We start from the raw sequence: 26,073 nt of genomic DNA, 5'->3' as shown, positions 1-26,073 counted from the left end.
CGCGTTTGATCATGGGGAGGTCGTGCCCGTCGAGGCACAACCCCGTAACGTTACAACTGCATCACTTGTCACAAGCCCTGACACGCCTGTCACAATGGAGCGGATGTTGGACGCACCCGAGCGCGACGAGCAGCTCGCGCACGACGGCGACGAGTCGCCGTCGCAGCGGACGGCGTGGTGGCAGAGCCTCAAGGTCACTGGCACGCAACGCGGTCTGCTGTTGACCGCACTCGGCGCGCTGATCATTGCGGGGCTGACCACCGCGCTGCCGCAGAACGACGGTGCGAACGCGCTGACCGCCAGCACCATATCGCTGGGCCCGCGCGGTAACGACACCTTCGAACACGCGAAGGCCGGTGACTGCCTGAGCTGGCCTGACCGCACCCCGGACGCCGCGGAGATCGTCGACTGCGCTTCTGAGCACCGCTTCGAGGTCGCAGAGTCCGTGGACATGCGCACATTCCCGGGCAGCGAATACGGGCCGGACGCAGCGCCGCCGTCAACCGCGCGCATTCAACAGATCAGCCAGGAGCAGTGCACCGCCGCGGTCAAGCGCTATTTGGGCGAGCGGTTCGACCCCAACAGCCGGTTCACCATCAGCATGCTGTGGTCGGGTGACAAGGCGTGGCGTCAATCCGGCGAACGACGGATGCTGTGCGGCGTGCAGCTGCCCGGCGCCAACAACCAACAGCTGGCGTTCACCGGCAAGGTCGCCGAGATCGACCAGTCGAAGGTGTGGCCCGCGGGCACCTGCCTGGGCATCGACCCGTCCACCAATCAGCCCACCGACATCCCGGTGGACTGCGCGGCGCCGCACGCGATGGAGGTCACGGGCGCGGTCAACGTCGGCGAGAAGTTCCCGGCCGGGTTGCCGCCGGAACCCGAGCAGGATGCGTTCATCAAAGACTCCTGCACCCGGATGACGGACGCCTACCTGGCGCCGATTCAGTTGCGCAGTACCACGCTGACGCTGATCTACAGCACGATCTCACTGCCCAGTTGGTCGGCGGGCAGCCGCCAGGTGTCGTGCAGCATCGGCGCGACGTTGGGCAACGGCGGCTGGTCGACGCTGCTCAACAGCGCCAAGGGGCCGCTACTGATCAACGGTCAGCCACCGGTGCCGCCGCCGGACATCCCCGAGGAGCGGCTGAACTTCCCGCCGATCCCGCTGCTCGACGAACCCGCGGAGGATACGTCGTCGAGTTCTTCGCAGAACTCCAGCGACCAGTCCGACAGCAGCAGCACATCCGACGACAGCAGCAGCCAGACCCAGCACGGCCCTCAGCAGTCGGCAGCCCCCACCGCGACCGATACGCCCGCACCCGCGCCGGGCAACACGTTCCTCAACGGGCCGCCACCGCCCGCGGCGCCGGGTGCACCCGCGCCTCCCCCACCAGGGGCAGCGCCTCCGCCGGCCGCGCCGCCACCGCCACCCGCACCCGCGCCGCCGCCCCCGCCGCCAGGCGAGCCGATTCCGCCGCCACCGCCACCGGCGCCGTAGCCCTATGCCCGTGCGGATGAGCCCGCAACGGTTCGACGAGCTCGTCTCCGACGCACTGGACCTGGTTCCCGAGAAGCTCGCCGCGGCGATGGACAACGTGGTGGTGCTGGTCGAAGACCGCGATCCCGACGAGCCGGAGATCCTCGGGCTCTACCGGGGCGTGGCGCTGACCGAACGCGACTCCTGGTATTCGGCCGGTTCGTTGCCCGACACGATCACGATCTACCGCGAGCCGCTACTCGAGGTGTGTGACAGCGAAGACGAGGTCGTCGAGGAGGTGGCCATCACGGTGATTCACGAGATCGCCCACCACTTCGGGATCGACGACGAGCGCTTGCACGAGTTGGGTTGGGGATGAGCGCTTGCGCGAAGACCAGAAGATGGGGATGAGCGCTTGCGCGAAGACCAGAAGTTGCCGGTGGCCAGGCGCGGCATCGCCGATTTGTCGCCCGCCGGTGCTATCAAGGGGCCATGGGTACGTGCGGGGACTGCGAGGCGGAGCTGGCACATTGCCACGGCACCGTCGTCTTCCACGTCGCGGCGCGCGCCGAATGCACCGAGCCGGACTGCGACATGCCCGAGGCGGTGCACACCTTCCGCGTTGACTGCGATGCGTTCGGTTGCACCTGTGCCGCGGTGATGTCAGCCCATCGGGTCGGCTGACTGCAGCGCATCCTCCACGGGGTGCACGTCGGGCTCGGGATAGAACGGCGGCGTCTTGTCGCCCCACTGCACGCAGCTCCACCGCCCGTCGGTGATCGGCGTCAGCACCACCGACTCCGCGTTGGCGAGGTGGTGGTCGAGCGCGAAGCTGCTCTCGACGCCGGCCAGCAGGGCCGCCGTCAGCCGGATCGCGGCGCCGTGGCTGACCACCGCGATGTCGCCGTGCCACTCGTGGTCGTCGAGGTAGCGAAGCCGCAGCTGCGTGATCACCGGGACATACCGATCCAGCACCTGCCGGGCGGTCTCGCCGCCGGGCATCGGTATGTCCAGGTCGCCCTCGTGCCAGCGTTGGTAGACGGTCTCGAACGTCTTGACCGCATCGTCGTCGTTGCGATCTTCCAACTCGCCCACCTGCACCTCGTGGATGCCCTCGAGTTCAAAGGTGGCCAGCCCGAGTTCGTCGGCGACCTCGGCGGCGGTCTGCGAGGCCCTCAGCGCCACCGAGTGAGCGACCATCGCAGGCGGTTGCGACAGTCCGCGGGCGAACGCGCGGGCCTGTTCCCGGCCCAGATCGGTGAGCGCCGCGCCGGGCGGCCGGGTGTCGAGTCGTCGCTCGACGTTGGCGTGTGACTGTCCGTGCCGCAGCAGGATCAGGCGGCCGCTCACGGTGTTCTCTTCAGTGGTCGTGTCAGTTTGGCCGACCCCGTCGGCCAGGAACCCAGATTGCGCACGTCTACACAACGTCGGTAGAGCGCTTCGAGTGCCTGCGCGACCGGATCGTCCTGGACATGGCCTGCGAAGTCCAAGAAGAAGATGTAGGTCCCCAACTCCGTTCGGGTCGGCCGGGATTCGATACGGGTGAGGTCGACGTCGCGGATCGCGAACTCGGTCAGAGCGGCGGCCAGGGCGCCGGGCACGTTGGCAAGGCGCAGCACCACAGACGTCCGATCGGCGCCGGTGCGCTGCGGCGGCGGGCCCGGTGGCCCGACGAGGACGAAGCGGGTGCGTGCGTTGGCCTCATCGACGACGCCGTCGGCCAGAGTGGCCAGTCCGTGGCGGTCGGCCGCCAACGCGGTGGTGACGGCGGCGTCCGCCCGTCCAGCGGCGACGTCGACGGCCGCTGCGGCGTTCGAGTCGGCGGCTTGGAAGGTGGCCAGCGGCAGGTGTTGCGCCACCCAGTTCGCCACTTGGGCGCGCGCCACCGGATAGGCGGCGATCGAGGCGGGTTCGGTGACGCCGGGGCGCACCGCGATGGTGAAGGCGATGTCGAGGGTGTACTCGGCGAAGATCTGGACCTCCGAACCGGTGGCGAGGCTGTCCAGCGTCGGCAGCACCGAACCGTTGATCGAATTCTCGATCGGCACGCAGGCGTAGGTCGCCTCGCCGGCGCGGACCAACTCCACCGCGGCGGGCGGGCTGTCGGTCGGTAGCGGTTCGAAGTCGTCCACGGGCAGCCGACGGGCGGCGGCCATCGCGCGCAGCGCCGCTTCCGAGAACGTCCCCTCGGGTCCAAGGTAGGCGATGCGCGGCACGCGACAACCCTATCGGTTCGCTGCGGTAATGCCGTTCCGCTGCGAGGGAAGCCTTGCGCGAACCGCGCGGGCTTAGTTAAGTTAGGCTCACCTTATCTGATTGCGGGAGGCGCTCTACATGGAAACGACGGCGACGACGGCACCGACGACGGCCGAGCGGATCCGCAGTGCATGCGTGCGGGCCGGCGGCGCGATGCTCGCCGTCGAAGGTGTCGAGCCCGCGGCCACTCCCGTGCACCACCTGCTCGACGACGGCTCGTTCGCGATCACCGCACCGGTCGACGGAGTGATCGCCGGTATGGCGATCGCCGCGGGCGACGCGGGTGTGCAGGCCGTCCTCGAGATGACCGACTACGCGCCGTTGCCGCTGCGGGAGCCGGTGCGCTCGCTGGTGTGGATCCGCGGGCGGCTGTACGACGTTGCCGCGGGCGAGGTTGCCGCACTGCTCGACCTCATCGCCACCGAGGATCCCAATCCCGCCCTGCTGCAGGTCCACTCCCCCGCGGGTACCGGCGATCCGCGGTATGCGCTGATGCGCCTGGAGATCGACTCGGTCGTGGTGGCCGACTCGACCGGCGCGGAGTCGGTCGGCGTCAGCACCCTCCTGGACGCTCGTCCGGACCCGTTCTGTGCGATGGAGTCGTGCTGGCTGCAGCACATGGAGTCGGCACACCGCGACGTGGTCGACCGGCTGGCCAGCCGGCTGCCGACGGCCCTGCGCCGCGGCAGGGTGCGTCCGCTCGGGCTGGACCGCTACGGGGTGCAACTCCGGGTCGAAGGCGACGACGGCGACCACGACGTGCGGCTGCCGTTCGCGAAGCCGGTCGACGACGTGACCGGGCTGAGCCAGGCGATCCGGGTGTTGATGGGCTGCCCGTTCCTCAACGGGCTGCGCGCGCGCCGGCTCTGAGAGCGCGCACGCGAGGAGCACGGAGACGGCACGCGCCGCTACCGTAGCTGCGGTGACCGAGGGCCCTGACGATCTGACCGACGCGCAGCGACGCGGGCTCCGTCTCGAGATCGCCGTCATCCTGGCGGTCACCTTCGGCCTGTCGGCCTACACCGCGCTGCTGAACCTGATCGAGTCGGTCCTGCTCGGGTTGTCCGGTCAGGTCGTTGCGCTCAACCCACGCCGCTCCCCGTTCGACCTGATCGACCTCGGCTTGAACCTGGCCGGCTTCTTCCAGCTCTCGGCCTGGGGCGCGCTGGGCGTGTATCTGTTGTGGCGCAGCGGTTTCGGGCCGGCCCGAATCGGCCTCGGCCGGCTGCAGTGGCGTGCTGACGTGCTGGGAGGGTTCGGCCTCGCCGCGCTGATCGGATTGCCGGGGCTGGCGCTGTATCAGGTGGCCCGACTGCTCGGCATCAACGCCTCGGTCGAGCCCGCCGAGCTCTATGACACCTGGTGGCGAATCCCGGTGCTGCTTCTGGTGTCGTTCGGCAACGGCTGGGCCGAGGAGGTGATCGTCGTCGGATTCCTGTTGACCCGACTGCGCCAGTTGAAGGTCAACCCCGTCGCCGCAGTGCTTCTCTCGAGCCTCCTGCGCGGGGCCTATCACCTGTACCAGGGCTTCGGCGCCGGGCTCGGCAACTTTGCGATGGGCCTGGTCTTCGGCGCCGTGTGGATGCGCACGGGCCGGCTGTGGCCGCTGGTGATCGCACACACGCTGATCGACGCGGTGGCCTTCGTCGGCTACGCCCTCCTGGCAGGCCATCTCGGCTGGCTGCAGTGATCTACGGCAGCCACGTACATTCGTAAGCTGTGAACGACAACCGGCAGCCGCCACGGGGTTTCGACCCCAGAGCGCGCCGGGAGCCGTCGCAGGTGATCCGCCGCGACCCCAACCGGCCGCCCCCCGCCTGGCCACCGAACCCACCGACACCGCAGCGCAGGCCCACCCCGCCGCCGGCCCATAGACCACCACCTCCCCCACCTCCCCCACCGCCGGTCAGGCGTCCGCCTACTCCGCCGCGTCGGCCCTTGCCGCCAACTGCGCCACCCCGACCGCTCACCGCCCCGAAAGCGAAAAAGCCGCGGCGCAAACGACATTGGGGCCGCATTGCAGCGGCATTGCTGCTGGTCTTCGTCGTCGCGGTGGTGGCAGGCGGGGTCTGGATGGACGCGTCGCTGAGCCGGATACCGGCGCTGGCCGACTACCCCGAACGTCCGGCTGCCGGGTCGGGCACGACCTGGTTGCTCGTCGGGTCCGACAGCCGCGGGCATCTGAGCCCCGAACAGCAGGCCGAACTGGCCACCGGCGGAGACATCGGCAACGGTCGTACCGACACCATCCTGCTGGTGCATGTCCCGGCACCGTGGTCCGGAACTGCCACCACGATGGTGTCGATTCCCCGTGACTCCTACGTGCCGATTCCCGGCTACGGCGAGGACAAGATCAACGCGGCGTTCGCAGTCGGCGGCGCGCCCCTGCTCGCGCAGACCGTCGAACAGGCCACCGGCCTGCGCCTGGACCACTACGCCGAGATCGGTTTCGACGGCTTCGCGGTGATGGTGGACGCGGTCGGTGGAGTGACCATGTGTCCGACCGAGCCGATCAGCGACCCGTTGGCCGGTATCGACCTGGCCGCCGGATGCCAGAAGCTGGACGGTCGCAACGCTCTCGGGTTCGTCCGCACCAGGGCGACGCCACGTGCCGACCTGGACCGAATGGTCAACCAGCGCGAGTTCATGGCCGCGCTGCTGCACCGCGCGGCGAGTCCTGCCGTGCTGCTGAACCCGCTGCGCTGGTACCCGATGACCCGGGCGGCCACCAACGCCGTCACCGTCGACTCGGGCGACCACATCACCGACCTCGCGCGCCTGGCCTGGGCGCTGCGCGGCGACGTCACCACCACGACCGTGCCGATCGGAGAGTTCTCCGGGGGCGACTCGGGTTCGGTCGTGGTGTGGAACAGCGACGCCGCGAGTCGACTGTTCGCCGCGCTCGGGTCCGATGCGCCGGTGCCGCAGGAAGTGCTCGATGCGGAATAATGGCTCTAGCAAACACACTAAGCGATTTGTAAGCGCCGTCACATTGCATAACCTAACTTAGGGCACGCTCGCCTGCGTTAGGGTGTCCTTCGCTGACAGAGGGCTTTGACCTGGCCTATCCTTGCGGACATGACCACGGCAGACGCACTCGACACCAAATTCCACGCCCTGCTGCAAGAACAGATCCGCAACGAATTCGGGGCCGCGCAGCAATACATCGCGATCGCCGCGCATTTCGATGCCGCGGACCTCCCGCAGTTGGCCAAGCACTTCTACAGCCAGGCGGTGGAGGAACGTAACCACGCCCTGAAATTTGTGCAGTACCTACTTGACCGGGACGTCGACGTCGAGATCCCCGGCATCGATCCCGTCCGCAACTCGTTCGACACTGCGCGCGACGCGCTGGCGTTCGCGCTCGACCAGGAGCGTGCGGTCACCGAACAGATCAGCCGACTGGCCGCCGTGGCCCGCGACGAGGGCGACCACCTCGGCGAGCAGTTCATGCAGTGGTTCCTCAAGGAGCAGATCGAAGAGGTCGCGCTGATGACCACACTCGTGCGGATCGCCGATCGTGCTGGTGCGAACCTGTTCCACCTCGAGGATTTCGTCGCGCGCGAAGTCGTCTCCGGCGCAACGGACCCCACGGCACCGAAGACGGCAGGCGGGAGCCTCTAGCCGTCGCGGCCAGCGCCGGTGAGCCCGTTCTGCAGCCAGTCCTTGGTGCGGCCCGGGTAGTTCGTCGCCACCCACGCCACGCCGAGGTCGCGGCAGTACCGGACGTCTTCGTAGTGGTCGACCGTCCAGCAGTAGAGCGCCCGGCCCTGCGCCGCGGCCCGGTCCACCAATTCCGGATGCTCGCGCAGCGTCATGATGGACGGTCCGACGGCGGTGGCGCCGACCGTCGTCGCCGCGCTCCCACCGAGATAGCGCGACGTCTCGCCGAGTAACACCGTCGGCAGCAGCGGCGCCGCACGCCGCACGCGCCAGACTGCGGCCGCCGAGAAGGACATCACCACCGCCCGCGACAGGTCCGCCGATGCGGGTGAGGCGATGCCGTACCGGTGCAGCAGCGCGAGCACCTTGCTCTCCACCAGGGCGCCGTACCGCACCGGGTGCTTGGTCTCGATGAACATCTTGACCGGCCGGTTCCAGTCCAGAACCAGCTTCACGAGGTCGTCGAGCGTCAACAACCCTGTGTCGCCGTCGGCGCTGCGACCGCCGGGATGCCAAGAGCCGTAATCCAACTCACGCAATTGCGCCAGCGTCATCTCGCTGACGAGGCCCGTTCCGTCCGACGTGCGGTCCACCCGCCGGTCGTGCACGCACACCAGATGCCCGTCGCGAGTCAGTCGCACATCGCATTCGACGCCGTCGGCGCCTTCGTCGAGCGCCAATTGGTAGGCCGCCAGTGTGTGTTCAGGGCGATCGGCCGATGCGCCCCGGTGAGCCACCACGAAAGGGTGTCCGGCGCCTGCCGGTCCCGACGTGGCCGGCCCCGCGCCTGGAGCGTCGCCCGAGTCCATGAGGCCTATGCTGCCGGGTTCTGCCCTTCGGACTCAACTGCAGCGGTGTCCGGAGTGGCTTCGGTGCGCGAATGGGCGTTGCCGTCGGCGTCGACGGGAACCATGACCCACCGCTTGGTGCGCCGCTCGACCGGTTGGCGCTCGAAGCCGCGGAAAACCCGCAACGTCAGTAGGAGAGCCGCGAGCGCCAGCAGGTAAGCGATGATGGTGGTCACGGTGTTGTCGGCGATTCCCTGCGCGTCTGTCGCGAAGCTGGTGGCGAAGGCGAAGATCGACACCACCGTGCTGAGGACCCAGAGCAACCACCACACCGTGATGGGCCTGCGCAGCCAGCTGAGCCGGTCCTCGACGCCGGCTAACTCGATCACGAACGTGGGCGCCCACAACAGGTTGACCAGCGGCACCAGCGAGCCCCAGCGCAACACCCATACCGGCCGCGAATCCTCATGCCCGCGGTACGCGAATGCCGCCGCTCGCCTGGCGATCAACCAGTTCGTCAACACCACTGCGCTGGCGACCACCATGAACACGGCGACCACACTGACCGCGATTCCCAGCCATGTGGCAGCACCGGCCACCCACGGGTTCAACAGCACCGTCCGGTTGAGGATCAGCAGCCCGTAGCGCACCAGGTGGATCAGCGCGGCCGCGCCCAGTATCGCCATAGTCGCGATGAGGGTGGTGCGGACCATGGCGGGCGACGGGCCCGACCGCGGGACCTCCCGCTGCTGGCCGACCGTGTCGAAGTGGTCGATAAGCCCCCAGCGCGGAATGACCGAGTACCGCGGGGTGGGGCCCAGAGGCCTGGGGGTCCCCCGCCGCGGCGGGGGCGCCCCTGGCCGCACCGCGATCCAGCGATAGCCCGGGGGCAGCAGACGAGCCGACGGCGGGGTTCCCAACCCTCGCTCAGTGGTCGGATTTGCCTGTTGGGTTTGACTTGGGGCCGTTCCGCCGGTCCAGTCGCCACCCGTGTCGGGTGTGGACGGGGCCAGCAGCGTGCCGTTGCACCGCGGGCACCAGGCGCGCCGCCGGTCGCGCACGTTCCAACGCGTTCCACACGCGGAACAGACCTGAATCATCTCGCTCCTCGCGTGCGCACAATCATCTCGCTCCTCGCGTGCGCACAATCATCGCTCCTCGCTTACGCGGGATCATCCGCCCAGCCTAGCGGCGGCCCACCGGCGCGTTATCACAGCCAAGGCCAGCAATGCGTGGCTATCCACAGTTTCCACAGGTCTATCCACAGGCAGCGATTCAGCCCGGACCGCGGCTGAGCCGCTGAATCCGTTCAGACTTGACGGGTGTCTGTGGATAACCTGCATGCCCGCTGGGGCCGACGATCAACAGGGTCGGGTGAACGCCGGCTAAATACCTCGGCCAGCTAAGTTCTTCGGAACCGCCCCCGACACCCGCACCGGCCCCGAGCAGCCGTCGTCCGGCTGTTCTGTGCCCGATTTTTCCCGCCGGGCAACGACCGGCTATGATCACCGTCACAACCGCGTTTGTGACAGATCTCACTGGGGGAGGCTATCAATCGTGCAGGTCAGGAGTGTGTGATGGCGGCGCATCCGATGGGGCGGGGGTCCGCTGTGCCGCCGTCTGAATGGCATTCGTCGGCTCCGGTGTACACGCGTGCCCAATTGATGGCTTGTCTGCGCGCCGGCGTGATCGCGATCGTGCTGCTCGCTGTCCTGGCCCTGATCGTCTGGTTCTAGCGCTCCTACGAAAAACGGCCTGCTCGATTTCTCGAGCAGGCCGCCTTGCGTTGTTGACCGGTGATGTTCACGCGGGCGGATAGACGCCCATCTGCTTGCCCTTGTCCGTCTGCCAGAAGATGTCGGAGATCTCGTCGATGGTCTTGAGCAGCTTCTCGGCGACCGAGGCGTCGAGCGACTTCTTCACGTCACCGGCGCCGTGCACGCCGTCCCAGAACAGCTGGTGCAGATTCGGGAACTGCTCGAAGTGGTCCTTGGTGAAGAAGTCGGCCCACAGCACCATCAGGTGATGCTTGACCTCTTCGGCCTGCCGCTCCTTGATGATGATCGCGCGAGCCTTGAAGTGGTCGTCATCGGAGTCGTGATACTTCTGAATGGTCTTGAGGCACGACAGCGCCTCGATCTTGGCCTGCGCGGGGTCGTAGACGCCGCAGTACAGGTCGCAGTGGGCATGGGCTTCAGTGGAGTTGGCGAAAAGTCGATGCAGCATGCGTTCAAACCTACCCTTCGAGGGTGTCGAGAAACCATCCACCACGGCACTGTCGACTCCGGACGTTCCGGGTCGTCGACGAGTCGATGCGCCCGGCGCTCGGACCCGGTGACGGACTGGTGACCGTGCGTGGCGGAACGCCGCGACGCGGCCAGTTGCGAGTGTTTCGTGATCCGCGGCGGTCGTCGCGCTGGCTCGTCAAACGCGTCGGCGACGTCTACTCCTCCGAGCGCGGCGCGATATTCGAAGCACGGTCGGACAACCCGCGTGCGCCCGGCGCCGCCGACAGCCACGAGTTCGGCTGGGTATCGGCCGCTGGGTCGTATCGCGTCATCTGGCGGGTCCGCCGAGCGAAATTTCGCCGCTAGCACTCGTGTCCACTTGCGTGCCAGCCGATATGTCGCGCATTCTGATCGCATCGACCCACAGGCGTGTCGGAACGGCGATGGCGCGGAGGCGATATGGAGATGGAGTCGGGTAAGGCGATTGAGATCGCCCCGTTTCATTCTCGTGGCTCGCTCAAGGGTTTCGTGATCTCCGGCCGCTGGCCGGATTCGACCAAAGAGTGGGCGCAGTTGTTGATGGTTGCCGTCCGAGTGGCTTCCCTACCCGGATTGCTCTCCACCACAACGATATTCGGTGCCCGTGAAGAGCTGCCCGACGAGCCCGCGCCCAACACCGTCGGCCTTGTGGTCGCCGAGGGCACGGTGGTCGGGGAATCCGCCGTGCCGCCAGGATTTTTCGCAGAGCATCAACCGCCGGCACTACTGATGCTGCACCCGCCCTCGGAGACCACGCCGTCCCTACCGGAGTGCAACGGCGCCGCGTCAGGCTGCGTGCTCTTGCCCGGCCTGCCGCATCTGGGCCTGGAGCACCGGGCGGCATGGGTCGAGGCCGAGGCCGACGGCACGGTCACCTCGATGGTGAGCCGGGTGGGCGTCGACCCGATCAGCCATCCCGACACCGCCATCCTCGCCATGCTCCTTGCCGCATAAGGGTTTTCGAACAGTCTGATCCGGTCCCCGGAAAGATGGATTCGGGTGCCCGAAATCGCTTGGCCGACTGGCGCACCCGTAGCGACGGCGCTAACCTCGTGGGAGTCAGCGAAGGGGAGTAGCCCCCAATCGTCATGTCGACATACTGGCGGCGCTCATGCGCTAGCCCGGCAGGCGAACCGCACCGCGGTGGGCGAGACCTTCGACCGAAGTCTGGCGGTGGCGAGCAAGTCGAGCCGTCGGCAACGTGTCGAAAGGTCGTGTCCGTGCTCAGCGCCATATTGATCAGCCTCGCTGTGGTCTTCGTCGCCGAACTGGGCGACAAGTCACAGCTGATCACCATGACCTATGCCCTGCGTCATCGGTGGTGGGTCGTGCTGTCGGGGGTCGGAGTCGCGGCCATGCTGGTGCATGGGCTGTCGGTGGCCATCGGACACTTCCTTGGCCTGACGCTGCCTGACCGCCCCATCGCCTTCGCCGGCGCCGTTGCGTTCCTGTTGTTCGCGGTGTGGACCTGGCGGGAAGGCCGCTCCGGCGGCGAGGAGGACGTCCGCGTCGCCGAGCCCCGCTTCGTCGTCCTCGCCATCATTTCGTCGTTCTTGCTGGCCGAACTCGGCGACAAGACCATGCTCGCGACCGTCACCCTTGCCAGCGACCATCACTGGGCCGGGGTATGGATCGGCGCCACCGCGGGCATGGTGCTCGCCGACGGAGCGGCCATCGCCGCGGGCGTGCTGTTGCACAAGCGGCTGCCAGAGCGTTTCCTGCACAGTCTGGCCAGCCTGTTGTTCCTGCTGTTCGGGCTGTGGCTGCTCTTCGACAGCGCACTGGGCCTGCGGTGGGTCGCGCTCGCGGTGACCGGGTCGGTGGCACTGGCCGCCGCAGTTGCCGCGGTCGGCTCGGCGAGGCGGCGTAGACGGGCGGCGGTGGACGTCGACACACAGGAATCGCCGCTCGAATCGTCGGCTCGGTCAATAGATCGTTCGCCTGGCTACTGATCCCTGTCCGTACGAGACGGTATGTCCAAAGCCACCGCGAACCAGGTCACACGCCGGTGAGTAACCTCACAGCGGGCAGCGTCCTGCCATTGGCGGGTGTCAGAGCAAACGCATGAATCCGATGCGGCGGGGGTGATCAGCGTTGCCCGTGGGAAACGTCGCGATTCCTGTGACAATGGCGAAGAACGTCTCGGCAAAACCCGCTCGACGCAGGCGTTATTATTTGCTTACCCGCACTATATGGTGGGGGCGCCGGGCCACCCGGAATATTCCGTCAGCCGGGCCGTCGGCACACTTGAACAAAAAGGCGGGTTAACTTTTCCGCGGTTTGCACTTGGTTGTTTGCACAACACTCGCTACGATGATCAGCAAATACGCCGCCTACTGGTCCGCTCGTCTACGCATGTGGAGGTCAAATCGATGAGCACGACGTTCGCCGCCCGTCTAAACCGGCTGTTCGATACGGTTTATCCCCCCGGTCGCGGCCCGCACACCTCGGCTGAAGTGATCGCCGCCCTCAAGTCTGAAGGCATCACGATGTCGGCTCCCTACCTGTCTCAGCTCCGCTCAGGCAACCGCACCAACCCGTCGGCAGCCACCATGGCGGCCCTTGCCAACTTCTTCCGCATCAAGCCGGCGTACTTCACCGACGACGAGTACTACGAGAAGCTCGACAAGGAACTGACCTGGCTCGCCGGAATGCGGGACGAGGGCGTACGTCGTATTGCGGCGCGCACGGTCGGCCTGTCGGTCGAGGCGCAGCAGGACCTCGTGCAGAAGGTCGACGAGCTCCGTCGCCGGGAACACCTGGACGATTAGCCCACCGGGCGCCGCAACGCGGCGGTCGGCGAAGTCACCCAGCCTCGGTCTCCAGCTGGGTGGAAGCGAGACCTCAACGGGCGAGCTGGCGGTATCCGCGCGAGATCTCGAGGATCCATTCGCGGTCGGAATACTCGGCCGGCTGACGCAGCCAGCCGAGTCCGGGAAAGTCTGCGTGTTTGTCCTCGGCCGCGCCTTCGCGGCCTGCGTAAATCCACTCGGCGATCGCACGGGCTTGGGCGGTGGGTGACACCGCGGGCACCTCGAGGTCTGAGTCGTCGTCCTCGTCGTCACGCGCGGGCAGAGATCCGCTGGTGTCGACGCGCAGCCTGCGGGTGCTGTCGGCTGCGGTAGCTTCCAGGAACAGCGCGTCTGAGATCAACGACATCCGTTCAGCCACGCGGAACACCAGCGGTCCGCGGGGACGGACCCCGATGCCGATGTCGGGATGCCGACGGCCCAGCTCTTTGAGGATCGGCGAGATGATGCGCAACTCCCGCCGTGCGCCGAACCAGTCCTCGACGCTCGGGAGCAGTGAGCCCGCGGCCACCACCAGCATCGCGCACCCGAGCAGGGTGGCGGCCGCACCGACGCCCACCGGACCGGCGGTCCAGATGGCGCGGAGCAGGAAGAATCCGGACGCCAGCACGATCAGCACGATGCCGATGGTGAAGACGAACAACGCCCGGCCACGGCGGCTGCGGTTCGAGTACCGCATGCCGGCCCACGACACCAGCGTCAGCGCGAGCAGTACGTAGAGAAGGGGCAGCAGCCACGGCAGCGAGTTGCCCTCGGAGCTGAGGGTGGCCCGCAGGTACTCCTCCGGTGCCATTTCCGGTTGCTGGCCGGCAGCGAAGAACGACGCGAAACTCACGATGGCGATGACGCCGGCAACGCCGTACTGAGCCAACGCGATCTTGCGGATGGTGGCCGGTTTACGGTCCGACGAGACGGTCGTGATCATGACGCAACTGCCCGCGGCGCATGCGATCAGCGCTAACTGCGTCAGCCCCATCGAGATGTTGGGCCAATGCAGAGTTGTGTCGATCAGCAGGGTCAGCGGCGGCCAGTTCAATGCCGCGACGAGTCCGAGGCTGCCCAACGCGAGGATCATCGCCGTGCTGACCAAGGACTGCTTGTTGACCAGTGCCCACCCGATGCGCAGGCCGGTGGCCAATCCGAGGAGACCGGCGATCACCCAGACGATCAACCAAATGCCTCTCCGAGCCGGACCTGAACGATCGATGAGCGGTCGGACGGCAGCCGCCCGAGCCGGTACAGCAACAGCGCCGCGAAATCCTCGGCCTCCTGCTCAGCCTCCTCACCGCTGGGTCCCATGCAGCCGGTTCGTTGGTTGAGCATGTAGCCGATCAGGTCGGAGCTGGCCATCTCGGTGTTCTCGCGGGCCGCCTGGACGACCGGAATGCCCTCGTGACCGAGGACCAGATGCCCGAGTTCGTGAGCCAAGGTGCGGTCCCAGGCGGGCAGTCCCTTCTGGATCAGGAACACGTCCCGATCGGCGTACTGACGCCACTGGCCGCACACCCCGAAGGGCAGTTCGGCCATCTTCAGCTCGATCGGGCGGTCCCGATCCTCGCTGACGGCGTCGAGGAGACGGGTGAGCGAAACCTCGCCCCGCCTCGGGGCAAGGTCAAGCACCGCACTGACGGCGCGCGTGACGCGGCGGCTAGCAGGCATACGATCCCCCTTCCGACGAATCCACTATGCGCTTCCCCGCCCCGCCCGGGCAGGAAGTTCGGGCTAGTTGATGAATCTTGCTGTCCCTCCGGTCCGTACGGCACGGCCGGCTTTGGCCTGACGGTAACCAAGCAGCCCACCCGCAGCGGTCAGTGCGAGCATGCCTGCGACGCCGGGCGCGGCCATGGCCACGACCTGCGACATCCCGGCGCTCCGCAAATAATCGGTGTACCCGGCTCGATACGACGGCGGAGGCGCGGTCGTGTTGCTGCCGATGCCTGCCGGCGGGGGCTGCCTGCCTGCCGGAGGTTCGGCCGCCGCTCCGCGGGGCGCTTGCGGGGGCGACACCCGTGGCGCTGGTGCCGCGGGCGCCCCGGCACCGGCTGCTCCTGCCCCGATGGCGAGCGGCGGGGCCACGACCACCGGCAGCGTGATCGGTGCCAGCGGCAGCGCGGCCGCCGCGACACCGAGTCCGGGTACCGCGCTGACGACCCCGGGATCGAGGGGGTCGACGCCGACGTGCGGCGGCACCTGCATACCCGGCGGAATGTCGGGACGACTCGCCGGAGGTCCGGCACCCCCGCCGCTACCACCGCCGGGTCCCGGCGGCTCGCCCGGCCCGGGATCCCAGTTCGGGTCCCACGGCAGCGGCCACGGCCACCACGGCGGCCGAGGCGCGCCGCATTCGTCGTCGCCGTTCTCGCAGACGCGGACCTCTTCCTCTGCGCGGACTTCGGGTTCAGGCACGGCGGAGGGTCGTTCGGTGGGGGTCGGTTCGGCAGTCGGTTCCTCGCCGTCGTCGACAACCACGCTGCTGCCTGGCGAATCATCGCCCTGCTCATCGGGTTCGACGTCCGGCTTGCCGTCGCCGGGCGTCCCGTCGCTGTTCCCGGCCGGCTTGCCGTCGTCCTTGTCTCCGACCGGCTTCTCGTCCGGCTCGTCGTCGCGGCCCGACTGTTCGTCCTTCGGCGGACCGGTCTTGCCGCCGACTTCACCGTCGCCGGTCTTCGGGGCCTCGCGGTCGCCGTCGTCGTGCGAATCATTGGGTTTGGCACCGTTGTCGGCGGGCTGCAGCACGGGGTCGGCGAATGCCAGGGCGCCGCCGACACCACCGATCATCAGCCCAGAGGCGACGAGGCAGGCCGCCGCGGCGATACGCACACGCGAACCCAACCCGACACACCCCCTCAGCGCATCGCCCAACCGCGTTCTACGGATCAGACGATTGTCGCATAACCGGGCTCGACGATTTGCTGCCGGAACAAACAAGCATGCGGCGGTACGCCCCGGCACCGCCGCTGCCCCGGACGCTAATGTTGGGCTGCACCGCGGCCATGTCCGCACAAGCCGAATACCGACCGGGAGGCAGCCGGGGATGAGCCTGTTCAAGAAGCGCAAAACCCGCGCCACCCGCCGGGCCGAGGCTCGCGCGATCAAGGCCAAGGCCAAACTCGAGGCCAGGCTGTCCGCCAAGAACGAGGCCCGCCGCATCAAGGCGGCCCACAAGGCGGAGACCAATGCGCTCAAGGCGCAGCTGCGGGCGCAGCGCGACAGCGACCGGGCCGCCCTCAAAGTCGCCGAGACCCAGCTGAAGGCGGCACGCGAAGGCAAGTTGTTCGCCCCCGGGCGAATTCGGCGGATGCTGACCGTCATTCGGCTGCTGGCGCCGATCGCGGTGCCCGTCATCTACCGCGTTTCTATCGCCGCCCGCGGTTTCGTCGACGAGCGTCGCGCGGACCGGTTGGGCGTCCCACTCACCCAGCTCGGACAGTTCTCCGGGCATGGCGCGCAGCTATCGGCACGCATTGCCGGAGCCGAACATTCGCTGCGTCTGGTCGCCGAGAAGAAGCCAAAGGACGCCGAGACCAAGCAGTTCGTCGCCGCGATGACCGAGCGGCTCAGCGACCTGTCGGCCGCCGTGACTGCGGCCGAGAACATGCCGGTGCCGCGACGCCGATCCGCGCACGCCGCGATCGCCGAACAACTCGACGGCATCGATGCCGACCTGCTGGCCCGGCTCGGCCTGGTCTGAGGATGTCATGAAAGCCGTTGTCGCCGTGCTGGTTCTGACGCTGGCGATGGCGGGCGGATCATCGGCGACCGCAGGCGTGGCGGCGGCACATGCCACTCGCGTCGCCAGCGACCCCGTCGAGAACGCCGAACTCACTCAGTCACCGGCTCGCGTCAGCGCCACCTTCAACGAGCCTCTGCAGGCCCAGTTCGCGGCGATGACCGTGGTCGGACCGGACGGCAATCTGTGGTCGACCGGCGACCCCCGGGTTCAGGACACCGTCATCAGCGTCGGCGTCCGCCCGCTCGGGCCGTCGGGCACCTACACCGTGAACTACCGCGCCACATCGGCCGACGGCCATGTCGTCTCGGGCTCATGGTCGTTCCGGCTGACGGTGCCGAGCACAGGGACCCCGGGGCCGTCGGCGGCCGCCCCGGCCGCTGCGCCCGACGAGGGCTTCCCGGTGTGGCCGTTCTACGTGGGCGCGGTAGTTCTGGTGGGTGCGGCCGCGTTCTGGGCGGTACGCCGCCGGACGTGATGTGGCGAGTGGCGGCGGCCGGCGCCGCGGTGGTAGGGGCCGCCTCTGTCGCGACGTGGTCGTTGGCGTATCCGCAAGCCTCGCCGACGGCGACGCTGGTGCGCGCTGTCGCCGACTGCGCAGCGGCCGTCGCCCTCGGTGTGGCGGCGGTGCCTGCGCTCGACACCGCACGCCACCGTAGGGAATTAATGGACCGCGCTGCCGCTCCGCTGGCGGTCGCGACTGCGGTCTGGCTGCTCGCCGAACTGACCCGTTTCCTGCTTGCGGCTGCCCAGGCCGGGGCGATCTCCGTCGGCACTCTCGGCCTGGCCACGACGGTCGAGTTCGCGCTGGGCACTGCGACCGGGCGGGCCGGGCTGGTCGGTGTCGCCGCCGCCACCGCCGCCTGCGCGACGGTGCTGATCGCGCCTCGGTCAATACCGACACACCTCGCGGCCGCCGGACTCATCGCGATCGGCGTCGCCGCGCGACCGCTCACCGGCCACTTCGCCGACAGTGCGCTCGGCGGCCTTGCGGTTGCGGTTCACACGCTGGCGGCCGTGCTGTGGTGCGGGGTGCTGGCCGGTCTCGTTCTGACCGTCGAGCACCGCGGCCAGTGGGCACGGGTGCTGCCGCGCTTCTCCCAGCTGTCGCTGGTGTGCGTGCTCGCACTGGTGATCGGTGGCGCGGCCGGTGCGGCGGCGCAGCTCGGTACGCCGGCCGATCTGTACGCCACGGGCTATGGCCGCGTACTTTCGGCCAAGATCGCCGTGACCGCGCTGTTGGTGACGCTGGGCTGGCGTAACCGGACGATGTGGCTGCCCGCGGCGCGCTCGCACCGAGCGACAGCCCTGGTGTCGCGGGCGCGGTCGCGGACCGAACTGGCCATCATGGTCGTGGCGCTGGCGCTGGCCGCGGGACTGGCCGTCACGGGCTGACGCCACACCCGACCTGGCATGATGGGGTGCCGGCGATGACCCCGCCGCGCAGGCGAGACGAGACACTGCAAAGGAGCAGCCCGATGGCAGACCAGCAGGGCCGGCCCGGCGACGAACCCCAGGACACACCGCCGGCTGCTGAGTCCACTCCGCCCGCTGCGTCCGGCATGGTGCCGTCGGCCGAACCGCCCGCCGAGCCGGCGAAGGAGCAACCGGCGAAGGCCGCGAAGAAGCAACCGGCGAAGAAAGCCGTCAAGAAGACGCCCGCAAAGAAAGCGCCTGCCAAGGCGGCGAAGAAGGCCGCGCCCGCGAAGAAAGCGCCCGCGAAGAAAGCCGCTGCCAAGAAGACTCCGCCGGTCACGCCGGTGCCGCCGGTCCCGCCCACGTCCGAGCCGGCCGAGACCAGCGCCACCGACCTGACCTCGGCCGCCAAAGAAGCCGCCGCGCAAGCGAAGTCGGCGGTGGCCAGCGCGCCGAACCCGGTGTCCGGACCTGTGCCCGTGCCACTCATCGGGCCCGAACCGTCGCGGCTGCCCATCGCCGCGGCCATCGCGGCCGGTGTGCTTGCCATCCTCGTGGTTCTATTGGCTCGCCGCGCCTCCGACGACTGACGAAATGCACTTGACCCTCACGCGACGTCAGGGTCGATAGTGGCGACATGGACGCCAAGACCGTCGGCGCGGTAGCCACCCTCACCGGGGTCTCCGTGCGCACCCTGCACCACTACGACCACATCGGGCTCGTGGTGCCCAGCGTCCGTACCTCTGCGGGCTACCGCGGCTACACCGACGCCGACATCGAGCGGCTGCACCTGGTGCTGGTCTACCGGTCCGTGGGGTTGGGGCTCGACGACATCCGCACGCTGCTCGACGACGCGGGCGCGGACGTCCTCGAGCATCTGCACCGACAGTACGAATTGCTGCTCGAACAGGCCGACCGCCTGGAGCACACGATCAAAGCAGTGGAGGAAATGATGAATGCACACCGCAGTGGCATCCAGCTGACCGCAGAGGAACAGGTCGAGATCTTCGGCACCACCGCGTTCAGCGAGGAGTACGCCACCGAGGCCGCGGATCGGTGGGGTGGCACCGAGGCGTGGAAGCAGTCCCAGCAGCGAGTCGCGAACTACACCAAGCAGGACTGGATCGACGTCAAAGCAGAGGGCGACGCGCTGCTCGCGGCCCTGGCGCAAGCCAAACGCCAGGGTGTCACACCGGGTTCAGCACAGGCCAACGAGCTCGCGGACCGGCACCGCGCCTCGATCGAGCGGTTCTACGACTGCGACGAAGAGATGCACTTGTGCCTGGCGCAGATGTACCTGTCCGACGAACGGTTCACCCGTTACTACGACGACGTCGAACCGGGGCTCACCCAGTTCGTCCACGACATCATCGCCGCCAGGGGTGCTGGCTAGCATCGACGGGTGACCATCGCGCCGCGCCCCACAGCTGACCTCGTCGACGACATCGGCCCCGACGTCCGCAGCTGCGACCTGCAATTACGCCAGTTCGGTGGCAGGTCGCAGTTCGCGGGGCCGATCACCACCGTGCAGTGCTTCGAGGACAACGCACTGCTGAAGTCGGTGCTGTCCGAACCGGGCGACAGCGGTGTGCTTGTGATCGACGGCAACGGCTCGCTGCACAGCGCCCTTGTCGGCGATGTCATCGCCGGCCTCGGCGTCGGCAACGGCTGGGCAGGGCTGATCATCAACGGCGCTGTGCGCGATGCCGCGATGCTGCGCACCCTCGACATCGGGATCAAGGCACTGGGCACCAACCCTCGCAAGAGTGCGAAAACCGGTGCCGGACAGCGCGATGTCACCGTCGAGTTCGGCGGGGTGGCCTTCGTGCCCGGCCACCTCGCCTACAGCGACGACGACGGCATCGTCATCGTCAGCCCTGAGCGCGCGAAACCCGACTAGGCCGAGGCCGCTACCGCGACACGGTGTTTGGTGAACTTCAGCGCGTCGTCGTCAACCTTGCCGCGGCGGATGAGCCGCAGGTCGAGCAGATAATTCTGCTTGAGCTTCCACGGCGCGACGTGTCCTGCCTTGGGCAGGTAGTCCAACGCGCGTAAGACATAACCCGGGGTGAAATCCATCAGCGGACGCTCGTCGACGCTGTTGCCCGGATGCTGCGGCTCGACGGTGTCGAAGCCCTTTTGGTCCATGTAGTTCAGGACACGACAGACGAATTCGGACACCAGGTCGGCCTTCAGAGTCCACGATGCGTTGGTGTAGCCGATGGTGAACGCCATGTTCGGCATGTGAGTCAGCATCATGCCCTTATAGGCCATTGTGTCGTTGAGCTCGATGGGCTCCCCGTTGCGCCGTATCTCCGCCCCACCGAACAGCTGCAGATTCAAACCCGTTGCGGTGACGATGATGTCGGCGTTCAACTCCTCACCGGAGGTGAGCCTGATCCCTGTCTTGGTGAACCGGTCGATGGTGTCGGTCACCACGTCGGCCTTGCCGGCCTTGATCGTCTTGAACAGGTCGCCGTTGGGCGCCAGGCACAGCCGCTCATCCCACGGGTTGTACTTGGGGCCGAAGTGCTTCTGGACGTCGTAGCCTTCCGGCAGCCGGCGCTGGGCCATGGTCATCAGCTGCTTGCGCATGAACTGGGGGAACCGCCTGCTGATCCGGTACTGGGCGGACTGGAACAGGATGCTCTTCCACCGGTTCAGCACATACGCGGGCTTCTCCGGGAGCGCCTTGTTGGTCTGCACGGTGAACGGGTCCACGTCGGGCAGCGCGCCGATGTACGTGGGCGAGCGCTGCAACATCGTGACATGTCCTGCGCCTGAATTGGCAAGGGCGGGAATCAGAGTCACAGCGGTAGCGCCGCTGCCGATCACGACAATCTTCTTGCCCGCATAGTCGAGGTCCTCCGGCCAGTGCTGCGGGTGGATGATCGTGCCCTCGAAGTCGTCGCGGCCGAGGAACTCGGGCGTGTAGCCCTGGTCGTAGTTGTAGTAACCGCTGGCCGCGAACAGGAACGACGCGGTGATCTCGGTTTCCTCGCCATTGCGATCGATGCGAACCGTCCAGCGGTTGTCGGCGTCGGACCAGTCGGCCGAGACCACGCGCTGGCTGTATCGGATGTGCTTGTCGATGCCGTACTCGGCGACCGTCTCCTTGAGATAGGCCATGATCGACGGTCCGTCGGCGATCGCCTTCTCCGACGTCCACGGCTTGAACCGGAAGCCGAGGGTGAACATGTCGGAGTCCGAGCGGATGCCCGGGTACTGGAACAGGTCCCAGGTGCCGCCGAGGTTTTCCCGGCGTTCGAGGATCGCGTAGCTCTTGGTCGGGCAGCGGTCCTGCAGATGCCAGGCCGCGCTGATGCCGGAGATGCCGGCGCCGACGATGACGACGTCTAGGTGTTCGGTCATGGTACGGCAGCGTATCAACGCCCTGTCGAGTTCGTCAACAGTGTGTCGAGAAAGTCGACACTGTGTAGACTAACGAATTGTGACCGCCGTCAGCCAGCCCCGCCCCGCGCGCGCCCGCCGGTCCAGCCGGCCGTCCGGAGACGAGCGTGAGCTGGCCATTCTCACCACCGCGGAGCGCCTGCTGGAGCAGCGCGGCCTGGCCGAGATCTCGGTGGACGACCTCGCCAAGGGTGCCGGCATCTCGCGTCCGACGTTCTACTTCTACTTCCCATCGAAGGACGCGGTGCTGCTCGCGCTCGTCGAACAGGTGATCAACGAAGCCGACCGCAACGCCGACGCCGCAATGGGCGGCATGGACGCGGCGGTCGACCCGGCCGGTGTCTGGAAGGCGATCAACGCCCTGTTCAGCACCTTCGGTTCGCATCAGGCGGTCACGCTGGCCGGCGCCGCCGCGCGGCCCACCAACCCACAGGTGCGCGCACTCTGGTCGCAGTTCATGCAGAAGTGGATAGACCACACCACCTCGTCAATCCTTGCCGAGCGCGAGCGGGGCGCCGCTCCGGAGTCCATCCCGGCCGCCGACCTGGCGACGTCGCTGAACCTGATGAACGAACGCACCATGCTCGCGGCGTTCGCGGCCGAAGTACCGTCGATTTCCGCGGAGCAACTGGTCGACACGCTGGCCCACGTCTGGGTGACGAGCATCTACGGCCGGGCGCCGCATTAGACGCCACTAGTCGTACCCGGATGCGAACATATGTTCGTGTCCTCGGCTCGCCCGTCGGGAGCGACCATCCTGCACGCCGACCTCGACTCCTTCTACGCCTCGGTCGAACAGCGTGACGACCCCGCCCTGCGCGGGCGACCGGTCATCGTCGGCGGCGGGGTGGTGCTCGCCGCCAGTTACGAGGCCAAGGCTTACGGCGTACGCACCGCGATGGGCGGCCGCGAGGCGCGACGGCTGTGCCCGCACGCGATCGTCGTGCCGCCTCGGATGTCGGCCTACTCGCAGGCCAGCGAGGCGGTGTTCGAGGTTTTCCGCGACACCACCCCAGTCGTCGAACCACTCAGTGTCGACGAGGCGTTCCTCGATGTGTCCGGCCTGTGGCGGGTGTCGGGCACGCCTGTCGAGATCGCCGCCAAGCTGCGAGCCGAGGTCCGCGAGCGCGTCGGGTTGCCGATCACCGTCGGTATCGCGCGCACCAAATTCCTGGCCAAGGTCGCCAGCCAGGAGGCCAAACCCGACGGCCTGCTGCTCGTCCCGCCCGACCGGGAACTCGCGTTCCTGCATCCACTGCCCGTGCGCCGCCTCTGGGGCGTCGGTGCCAAGACGGCTGAGAAACTGCACGCGCACGGCATCGAGACCGTCGCCGACGTCGCCGAACTCGGCGAATCCACGCTGAGCGCCATGGTCGGTGGCGCGATGGGCCGTCAACTGTTTGCGTTGTCGCGCAACATCGACCGGCGCCGGGTGGTGACGGGCGTGCGTCGACGTTCGGTCGGGGCGCAGCGCGCGTTGGGCCGGCGCGGGAACAGCATGTCCGCCGAGGAGGTCGACGCGGTCGTCGTCAACCTGATCGACCGGATCACCCGCCGGATGCGTAAGGCGGGCCGCACCGGTCGCACGGTGGTGCTGCGACTCCGCTTCGACGACTTCAGCAGGGTTACGCGGTCACACACCATGCATCGGGCCACCGCCTCGACCGAGGCGATCCTCTCGGCGGCGCGCGGTCTCGTCGCGACCGCCGCCCCGCTGATCGCCGAACGTGGTCTGACCCTGGTCGGCTTCTCGGTCTCGAATATCGACCGCGACGGCGCGCAGCAACTCGAGTTGCCGTTCACCGAAGCCGTCGACACGGTCGCCATCGACGACGCGGTCGATCAGGTGCGCCAGCGCTACGGCAACGCCGCAGTGACGCGCGGTGTTCTCGTCGGTCGCGATCCGGGCCTGGAGATGCCGCTCCTGCCCGATTGATGCTCAGGTGGGGCGTTTTTTCGGCTGCGCCTTCTTGGCGACGGCCTTCTTCGGGGGCGCTTTCTTAGCGGGCACCTTCTTAGCGGGCACCTGCTTGGCGGGCACCTTCTTAGCCGGCGCCTGCTTGGCGGCGCCCTGCTTGGCGGGGGCCTCGACCGACGCCTTCTTGGCAGGCACCTTCTTGGCCGGCGCAGGTTGCGCCGCAACGGTTTTCGCAGGTGCCTTCTTCGCGGGAACCTTCTTCGCAGGTGCCTTCTTGGCAGGCGCTTTCTTGCCGGGCGCCTTCTTGGCTACCGCCTTCTTACCCGGCTCCTTGGCCGGGACCTTCTGGGCCGGCGCCGACGGCGCGAGCTCAGTCGGTGCGGCGTCCGCCGGAGAAGACGATTCCGACGATCCGAGCCCAACCATCCCCGCGGCTCCCTCGGCCGCCTCCCGGACACGACGTACCACTCGGCTCACCGTCGTCGCCGCCGTCGCGGCTAAATCGGCGGCACGCTGGCCGACGTTGGCTCCCTTGTCATCTTTCGACTCGTTCACTGGCACTCCATCGCCTCGGGTTCACGCTCTTGCACTCGATGTATCCCGCCTGGCCGTTTTCAATCGTCGGCACCGTCAGGACGTGGTCCACTCCAGCAGCGTCTCGGCCGGCCAGGTGTTGACGATCCGGTCGGCGGGCACGCCCGCATCGAGCGCGCGCTGCGCGCCGTAGCCAAGAAATTCCAACTGGCCCGGCGCATGCGAATCGGTGTCGATCGAGAACAGGCACCCGATCTCGAACGCCAGCTTCAGCAGCCGGGTCGGCGGATCGCGACGCTCGGGCCGAGAGTTGATCTCGACGGCGGTCCCATTGTCGCGGCAGGCGCTGAACACCTTTTCCGCGTCGAACGTGGATTCCGGCCGCATGCCTCGCCCGCCGGTGACCAGTCGCCCCGTGCAGTGCCCGAGGACATCGGTGTGCGGGTTGGCCACGGCTTTGAGCATGCGCCGGGTCATCGACGGTGCGTCCATCGCGAGCTTGGAGTGCACGCTGGCCACGACGACGTCGAGACGCTCGAGCAGTTCGTCCTCCTGGTCGAGCGAACCGTCCTCCAGGATGTCGACTTCGATGCCGGTCAGTATGCGCATCGGCGCGACGGTCTCACGCAGTTCGTCGATCACATCGAGTTGTTTGCGCAGCCGCTCCGGCGACAGCCCGTTGGCGACCCGCAGCCGCGGCGAATGATCCGTCAGCGCACAGTACTCATGGCCCAGTTCGCGCGCCGCAAGCATCATTTCTTCGATCGGAGCCGAACCGTCCGACCAGTTCGAGTGCACGTGCAGGTCGCCCCGCAACGCGGCGCGGATCTCGCCGCCGCCGAGATCGGTTGCGGTGGAACGTAAATCCACCAAGACGTCCGGGTCTTGTCCAGCCCAAGCCTGCGAGATCACCTTCGCGGTCTTCGGTCCGATTCCAGGAAGCGACTGCCAACTGTTCGCAGCGCCGTGCCGCTCGCGGTCGGCTTCGGACAGCGCCTCGACGATGTCGGCGGCGTTGCGGTAGGCCATCACCCGCCGCGGATCCTCGCGTGCCCGGTCCTTGTAGTACGCGATCTGACGCAGCGCGGTGACCGGATCCATGACTCCAGTGTGCCCCGACCGACTATTCGTGTCGCAAGGCGCCGTGCACCAGCGACTGCACCTGGTTCTCGGCCGCGCCGCCGGCGAAGAACAGCATCTCGTCGCCAGCCTCGAGCACATCGTCCGGCTGCGGCAACAACAACCCACTCGATCGGATGACGATCGCCAACCGGCTGTTCTCCGGAAGTGGAAGATCACGCACCCGCTGACCGACGAACGGACTGTCCTGCGGCAGCGTCAGTTTCGCCAAACTCACCTGGCCCTGTCGCAGCCCCATCAACCGGACAAGGTGGCCGGTGTCGATCGCGCCCTCGATGGCGGCGACCATCGCGCTGGGGGTGGAGACCGCGACATCGACGCCCCACGATTCGGTGAACAGCCATTCGTTGCGTGTCTCGTTGACCCGCGCCACCACCCGCGGCACTCCGAACTCCGTCTTCGCCAGCAGCGCTGTCGCCAGGTTCACCTTGTCGTCGCCGGTCGCAGCGATCACCACGTCGCACGTCTGCAGACCCGACTCCTCGAGCGAGGAGATCTCGCACGCGTCGGCCAGCAACCAGTCCGCACCGGCGACGGTGTGCGGTTCGTAGTTGCTCAGCTTGCGTTCGATCAGCAGAACTTTGTGACCGTAGTCGAGTAGCTCCTGCGCGACGGACCTGCCGATCGCGCCCGCGCCGGCGATGCCGATGCGCATCATCT

Annotated in this window: 32 protein-coding genes; 20 read left to right on the top strand and 12 right to left on the bottom strand. The window is 67.8% G+C overall.

Annotation, left to right across the window (positions count from 1 at the left end):
• The first annotated feature begins 94 nt into the window (after nucleotides 1-94).
• The 3 genes from N4S67_RS24445 to N4S67_RS24435 all read left to right on the top strand — a co-directional run bounded on the left by N4S67_RS24445 (nucleotide 95) and on the right by N4S67_RS24435 (nucleotide 2,164).
• The gene (locus N4S67_RS24445; RefSeq protein ID WP_260995614.1) at nucleotides 95-1,501 is read left to right on the top strand and encodes a septum formation family protein; all 1,407 of its coding nucleotides are present in this window, start codon (nucleotides 95-97) and stop codon (nucleotides 1,499-1,501) included.
• A 4-nt stretch (nucleotides 1,502-1,505) separates the two neighbouring features.
• Nucleotides 1,506-1,859, top strand: coding sequence for a metallopeptidase family protein (locus N4S67_RS24440; protein WP_260995613.1), 354 nt, complete (start codon nucleotides 1,506-1,508; stop codon nucleotides 1,857-1,859).
• Nucleotides 1,860-1,972: 113 nt separating this feature from the next.
• Entirely contained in the window at nucleotides 1,973-2,164 is a 192-nt protein-coding gene (locus N4S67_RS24435) for a hypothetical protein (protein WP_260995612.1), read from the top strand.
• Here the strand turns inward: N4S67_RS24435 and N4S67_RS24430 are convergent.
• Together N4S67_RS24430 and pheA are read right to left on the bottom strand one after the other, a co-directional pair.
• A complete protein-coding gene (locus tag N4S67_RS24430; protein ID WP_260995611.1) occupies nucleotides 2,144-2,830 on the bottom strand; it encodes a histidine phosphatase family protein in 687 nt (228 codons plus the stop codon). The genes N4S67_RS24435 and N4S67_RS24430 overlap by 21 nt on opposite strands.
• On the bottom strand, nucleotides 2,827-3,696 hold the full coding sequence (pheA, locus tag N4S67_RS24425) for a prephenate dehydratase (RefSeq protein WP_260995610.1): 870 nt from the start codon (nucleotides 3,694-3,696) through the stop codon (nucleotides 2,827-2,829). The genes N4S67_RS24430 and pheA overlap by 4 nt, the downstream gene beginning before the upstream one ends.
• Nucleotides 3,697-3,814: 118 nt before the next feature.
• On the opposite strand from pheA, the gene N4S67_RS24420 reads away from it, so the two are divergent.
• The 4 genes from N4S67_RS24420 (at nucleotide 3,815) to N4S67_RS24405 (ending at nucleotide 7,360) form a co-directional block, all read left to right on the top strand.
• Complete coding sequence (locus N4S67_RS24420) at nucleotides 3,815-4,606, top strand: DUF2470 domain-containing protein (RefSeq protein ID WP_260995609.1); 792 nt, start codon at nucleotides 3,815-3,817, stop codon at nucleotides 4,604-4,606.
• A gap of 52 nt (nucleotides 4,607-4,658) precedes the next feature.
• Nucleotides 4,659-5,426, top strand: a complete 768-nt coding sequence (locus tag N4S67_RS24415; protein WP_260995608.1) for a CPBP family intramembrane glutamic endopeptidase — start codon at nucleotides 4,659-4,661, stop codon at nucleotides 5,424-5,426.
• Nucleotides 5,427-5,521: 95 nt separating this feature from the next.
• Complete coding sequence (locus N4S67_RS24410; protein WP_390893522.1) at nucleotides 5,522-6,685, top strand: LCP family protein; 1,164 nt, start codon at nucleotides 5,522-5,524, stop codon at nucleotides 6,683-6,685.
• Nucleotides 6,686-6,814: 129 nt separating this feature from the next.
• On the top strand, nucleotides 6,815-7,360 hold the full coding sequence (locus tag N4S67_RS24405) for a ferritin (protein ID WP_260995607.1): 546 nt from the start codon (nucleotides 6,815-6,817) through the stop codon (nucleotides 7,358-7,360).
• On the opposite strand, the gene N4S67_RS24400 is transcribed toward N4S67_RS24405, so the two are convergent.
• Nucleotides 7,357-8,208, bottom strand: coding sequence for a glycerophosphodiester phosphodiesterase (locus N4S67_RS24400; RefSeq protein WP_260995606.1), 852 nt, complete (start codon nucleotides 8,206-8,208; stop codon nucleotides 7,357-7,359). The genes N4S67_RS24405 and N4S67_RS24400 overlap by 4 nt on opposite strands.
• A gap of 5 nt (nucleotides 8,209-8,213) precedes the next feature.
• Entirely contained in the window at nucleotides 8,214-9,287 is a 1,074-nt protein-coding gene (locus tag N4S67_RS24395; RefSeq protein WP_260995605.1) for a DUF4328 domain-containing protein, read from the bottom strand.
• Between the two features lie 477 nt (nucleotides 9,288-9,764).
• Between N4S67_RS24395 and N4S67_RS24390 the strand changes: the two genes are divergently transcribed.
• Nucleotides 9,765-9,923: a hypothetical protein gene (locus N4S67_RS24390; protein WP_260995604.1), complete on the top strand. Its 159-nt coding sequence runs from the start codon at nucleotides 9,765-9,767 to the stop codon at nucleotides 9,921-9,923.
• A 67-nt stretch (nucleotides 9,924-9,990) separates the two neighbouring features.
• On the opposite strand, the gene sodN is transcribed toward N4S67_RS24390, so the two are convergent.
• The gene (gene sodN, locus N4S67_RS24385; protein ID WP_260995603.1) at nucleotides 9,991-10,413 is read right to left on the bottom strand and encodes a superoxide dismutase, Ni; all 423 of its coding nucleotides are present in this window, start codon (nucleotides 10,411-10,413) and stop codon (nucleotides 9,991-9,993) included.
• A gap of 86 nt (nucleotides 10,414-10,499) precedes the next feature.
• Here sodN and N4S67_RS24380 point away from each other — a divergent pair, with 86 nt between their 5' ends.
• From N4S67_RS24380 to N4S67_RS24365, 4 genes are all read left to right on the top strand, one after another.
• Nucleotides 10,500-10,781, top strand: a complete 282-nt coding sequence (locus tag N4S67_RS24380; RefSeq protein WP_260995818.1) for a S26 family signal peptidase — start codon at nucleotides 10,500-10,502, stop codon at nucleotides 10,779-10,781.
• A 93-nt stretch (nucleotides 10,782-10,874) separates the two neighbouring features.
• Entirely contained in the window at nucleotides 10,875-11,408 is a 534-nt protein-coding gene (locus N4S67_RS24375; protein ID WP_260995602.1) for a peptidase, read from the top strand.
• Between the two features lie 266 nt (nucleotides 11,409-11,674).
• Nucleotides 11,675-12,406, top strand: a complete 732-nt coding sequence (locus N4S67_RS24370) for a TMEM165/GDT1 family protein (protein WP_260995601.1) — start codon at nucleotides 11,675-11,677, stop codon at nucleotides 12,404-12,406.
• A 420-nt stretch (nucleotides 12,407-12,826) separates the two neighbouring features.
• The gene (locus tag N4S67_RS24365) at nucleotides 12,827-13,225 is read left to right on the top strand and encodes a transcriptional regulator (protein WP_260995817.1); all 399 of its coding nucleotides are present in this window, start codon (nucleotides 12,827-12,829) and stop codon (nucleotides 13,223-13,225) included.
• 73 nt (nucleotides 13,226-13,298) lie between these two features.
• On the opposite strand, the gene N4S67_RS24360 is transcribed toward N4S67_RS24365, so the two are convergent.
• The 3 genes from N4S67_RS24360 to N4S67_RS24350 all read right to left on the bottom strand — a co-directional run bounded on the left by N4S67_RS24360 (nucleotide 13,299) and on the right by N4S67_RS24350 (nucleotide 16,084).
• Entirely contained in the window at nucleotides 13,299-14,435 is a 1,137-nt protein-coding gene (locus N4S67_RS24360) for a hypothetical protein (RefSeq protein ID WP_260995600.1), read from the bottom strand.
• Complete coding sequence (locus tag N4S67_RS24355) at nucleotides 14,432-14,923, bottom strand: ImmA/IrrE family metallo-endopeptidase (protein ID WP_260995599.1); 492 nt, start codon at nucleotides 14,921-14,923, stop codon at nucleotides 14,432-14,434. Before N4S67_RS24355 ends, N4S67_RS24360 begins: the two co-directional genes overlap by 4 nt.
• Before the next feature lie 63 nt (nucleotides 14,924-14,986).
• A complete protein-coding gene (locus N4S67_RS24350; RefSeq protein WP_260995598.1) occupies nucleotides 14,987-16,084 on the bottom strand; it encodes a hypothetical protein in 1,098 nt (365 codons plus the stop codon).
• A gap of 214 nt (nucleotides 16,085-16,298) precedes the next feature.
• Between N4S67_RS24350 and N4S67_RS24345 the strand changes: the two genes are divergently transcribed.
• From N4S67_RS24345 to rraA, 6 genes are all read left to right on the top strand, one after another.
• Complete coding sequence (locus tag N4S67_RS24345) at nucleotides 16,299-16,955, top strand: DUF6474 family protein (RefSeq protein WP_260995597.1); 657 nt, start codon at nucleotides 16,299-16,301, stop codon at nucleotides 16,953-16,955.
• Nucleotides 16,956-16,962: 7 nt separating this feature from the next.
• Nucleotides 16,963-17,472, top strand: a complete 510-nt coding sequence (locus N4S67_RS24340) for a copper resistance CopC family protein (protein WP_260995596.1) — start codon at nucleotides 16,963-16,965, stop codon at nucleotides 17,470-17,472.
• Complete coding sequence (locus N4S67_RS24335) at nucleotides 17,472-18,389, top strand: copper resistance D family protein (protein WP_260995816.1); 918 nt, start codon at nucleotides 17,472-17,474, stop codon at nucleotides 18,387-18,389. The genes N4S67_RS24340 and N4S67_RS24335 overlap by 1 nt, the downstream gene beginning before the upstream one ends.
• An 83-nt stretch (nucleotides 18,390-18,472) precedes the next feature.
• A complete protein-coding gene (locus N4S67_RS24330) occupies nucleotides 18,473-19,000 on the top strand; it encodes a hypothetical protein (protein ID WP_260995595.1) in 528 nt (175 codons plus the stop codon).
• 47 nt (nucleotides 19,001-19,047) lie between these two features.
• A complete protein-coding gene (locus N4S67_RS24325) occupies nucleotides 19,048-19,803 on the top strand; it encodes a MerR family transcriptional regulator (RefSeq protein WP_260995594.1) in 756 nt (251 codons plus the stop codon).
• Nucleotides 19,804-19,812: 9 nt separating this feature from the next.
• Nucleotides 19,813-20,310, top strand: a complete 498-nt coding sequence (rraA, locus tag N4S67_RS24320; RefSeq protein ID WP_260995593.1) for a ribonuclease E activity regulator RraA — start codon at nucleotides 19,813-19,815, stop codon at nucleotides 20,308-20,310.
• Here rraA and N4S67_RS24315 read toward each other — a convergent pair.
• Nucleotides 20,307-21,782 carry a flavin-containing monooxygenase gene (locus N4S67_RS24315; RefSeq protein ID WP_260995592.1) on the bottom strand — a complete coding sequence of 492 codons (1,476 nt, stop codon included), beginning with the start codon at nucleotides 21,780-21,782 and terminating at the stop codon, nucleotides 20,307-20,309. The genes rraA and N4S67_RS24315 overlap by 4 nt on opposite strands.
• A 79-nt stretch (nucleotides 21,783-21,861) precedes the next feature.
• Here N4S67_RS24315 and N4S67_RS24310 point away from each other — a divergent pair, with 79 nt between their 5' ends.
• Both N4S67_RS24310 and dinB read left to right on the top strand, forming a co-directional pair.
• Nucleotides 21,862-22,509, top strand: coding sequence for a TetR/AcrR family transcriptional regulator (locus tag N4S67_RS24310; protein ID WP_260995591.1), 648 nt, complete (start codon nucleotides 21,862-21,864; stop codon nucleotides 22,507-22,509).
• 30 nt (nucleotides 22,510-22,539) lie between these two features.
• Nucleotides 22,540-23,757 (top strand): DNA polymerase IV, encoded by a 1,218-nt coding sequence (gene dinB, locus N4S67_RS24305; protein WP_260995590.1) that lies wholly within the window; start codon nucleotides 22,540-22,542, stop codon nucleotides 23,755-23,757.
• Between the two features lie 3 nt (nucleotides 23,758-23,760).
• Here the strand turns inward: dinB and N4S67_RS24300 are convergent, their stop codons facing one another.
• The 3 genes from N4S67_RS24300 to N4S67_RS24290 form a co-directional block, all read right to left on the bottom strand.
• Nucleotides 23,761-24,294, bottom strand: a complete 534-nt coding sequence (locus N4S67_RS24300) for a hypothetical protein (RefSeq protein WP_260995589.1) — start codon at nucleotides 24,292-24,294, stop codon at nucleotides 23,761-23,763.
• Nucleotides 24,295-24,369: 75 nt separating this feature from the next.
• Nucleotides 24,370-25,374 carry a PHP domain-containing protein gene (locus tag N4S67_RS24295; protein ID WP_260995588.1) on the bottom strand — a complete coding sequence of 335 codons (1,005 nt, stop codon included), beginning with the start codon at nucleotides 25,372-25,374 and terminating at the stop codon, nucleotides 24,370-24,372.
• A gap of 22 nt (nucleotides 25,375-25,396) precedes the next feature.
• A complete protein-coding gene (locus tag N4S67_RS24290) occupies nucleotides 25,397-26,068 on the bottom strand; it encodes a potassium channel family protein (RefSeq protein ID WP_260995815.1) in 672 nt (223 codons plus the stop codon).
• Nucleotides 26,069-26,073: the final 5 nt, after the last annotated feature.

It is taken from the genome of Mycobacterium deserti (genome assembly GCF_025345615.1).
Lineage (GTDB): Bacteria > Actinomycetota > Actinomycetes > Mycobacteriales > Mycobacteriaceae > Mycobacterium > Mycobacterium deserti.
The sequence above is the reverse complement of the archived record's forward strand: the minus strand, read 5'-3'. Positions and strand labels throughout refer to the sequence as shown.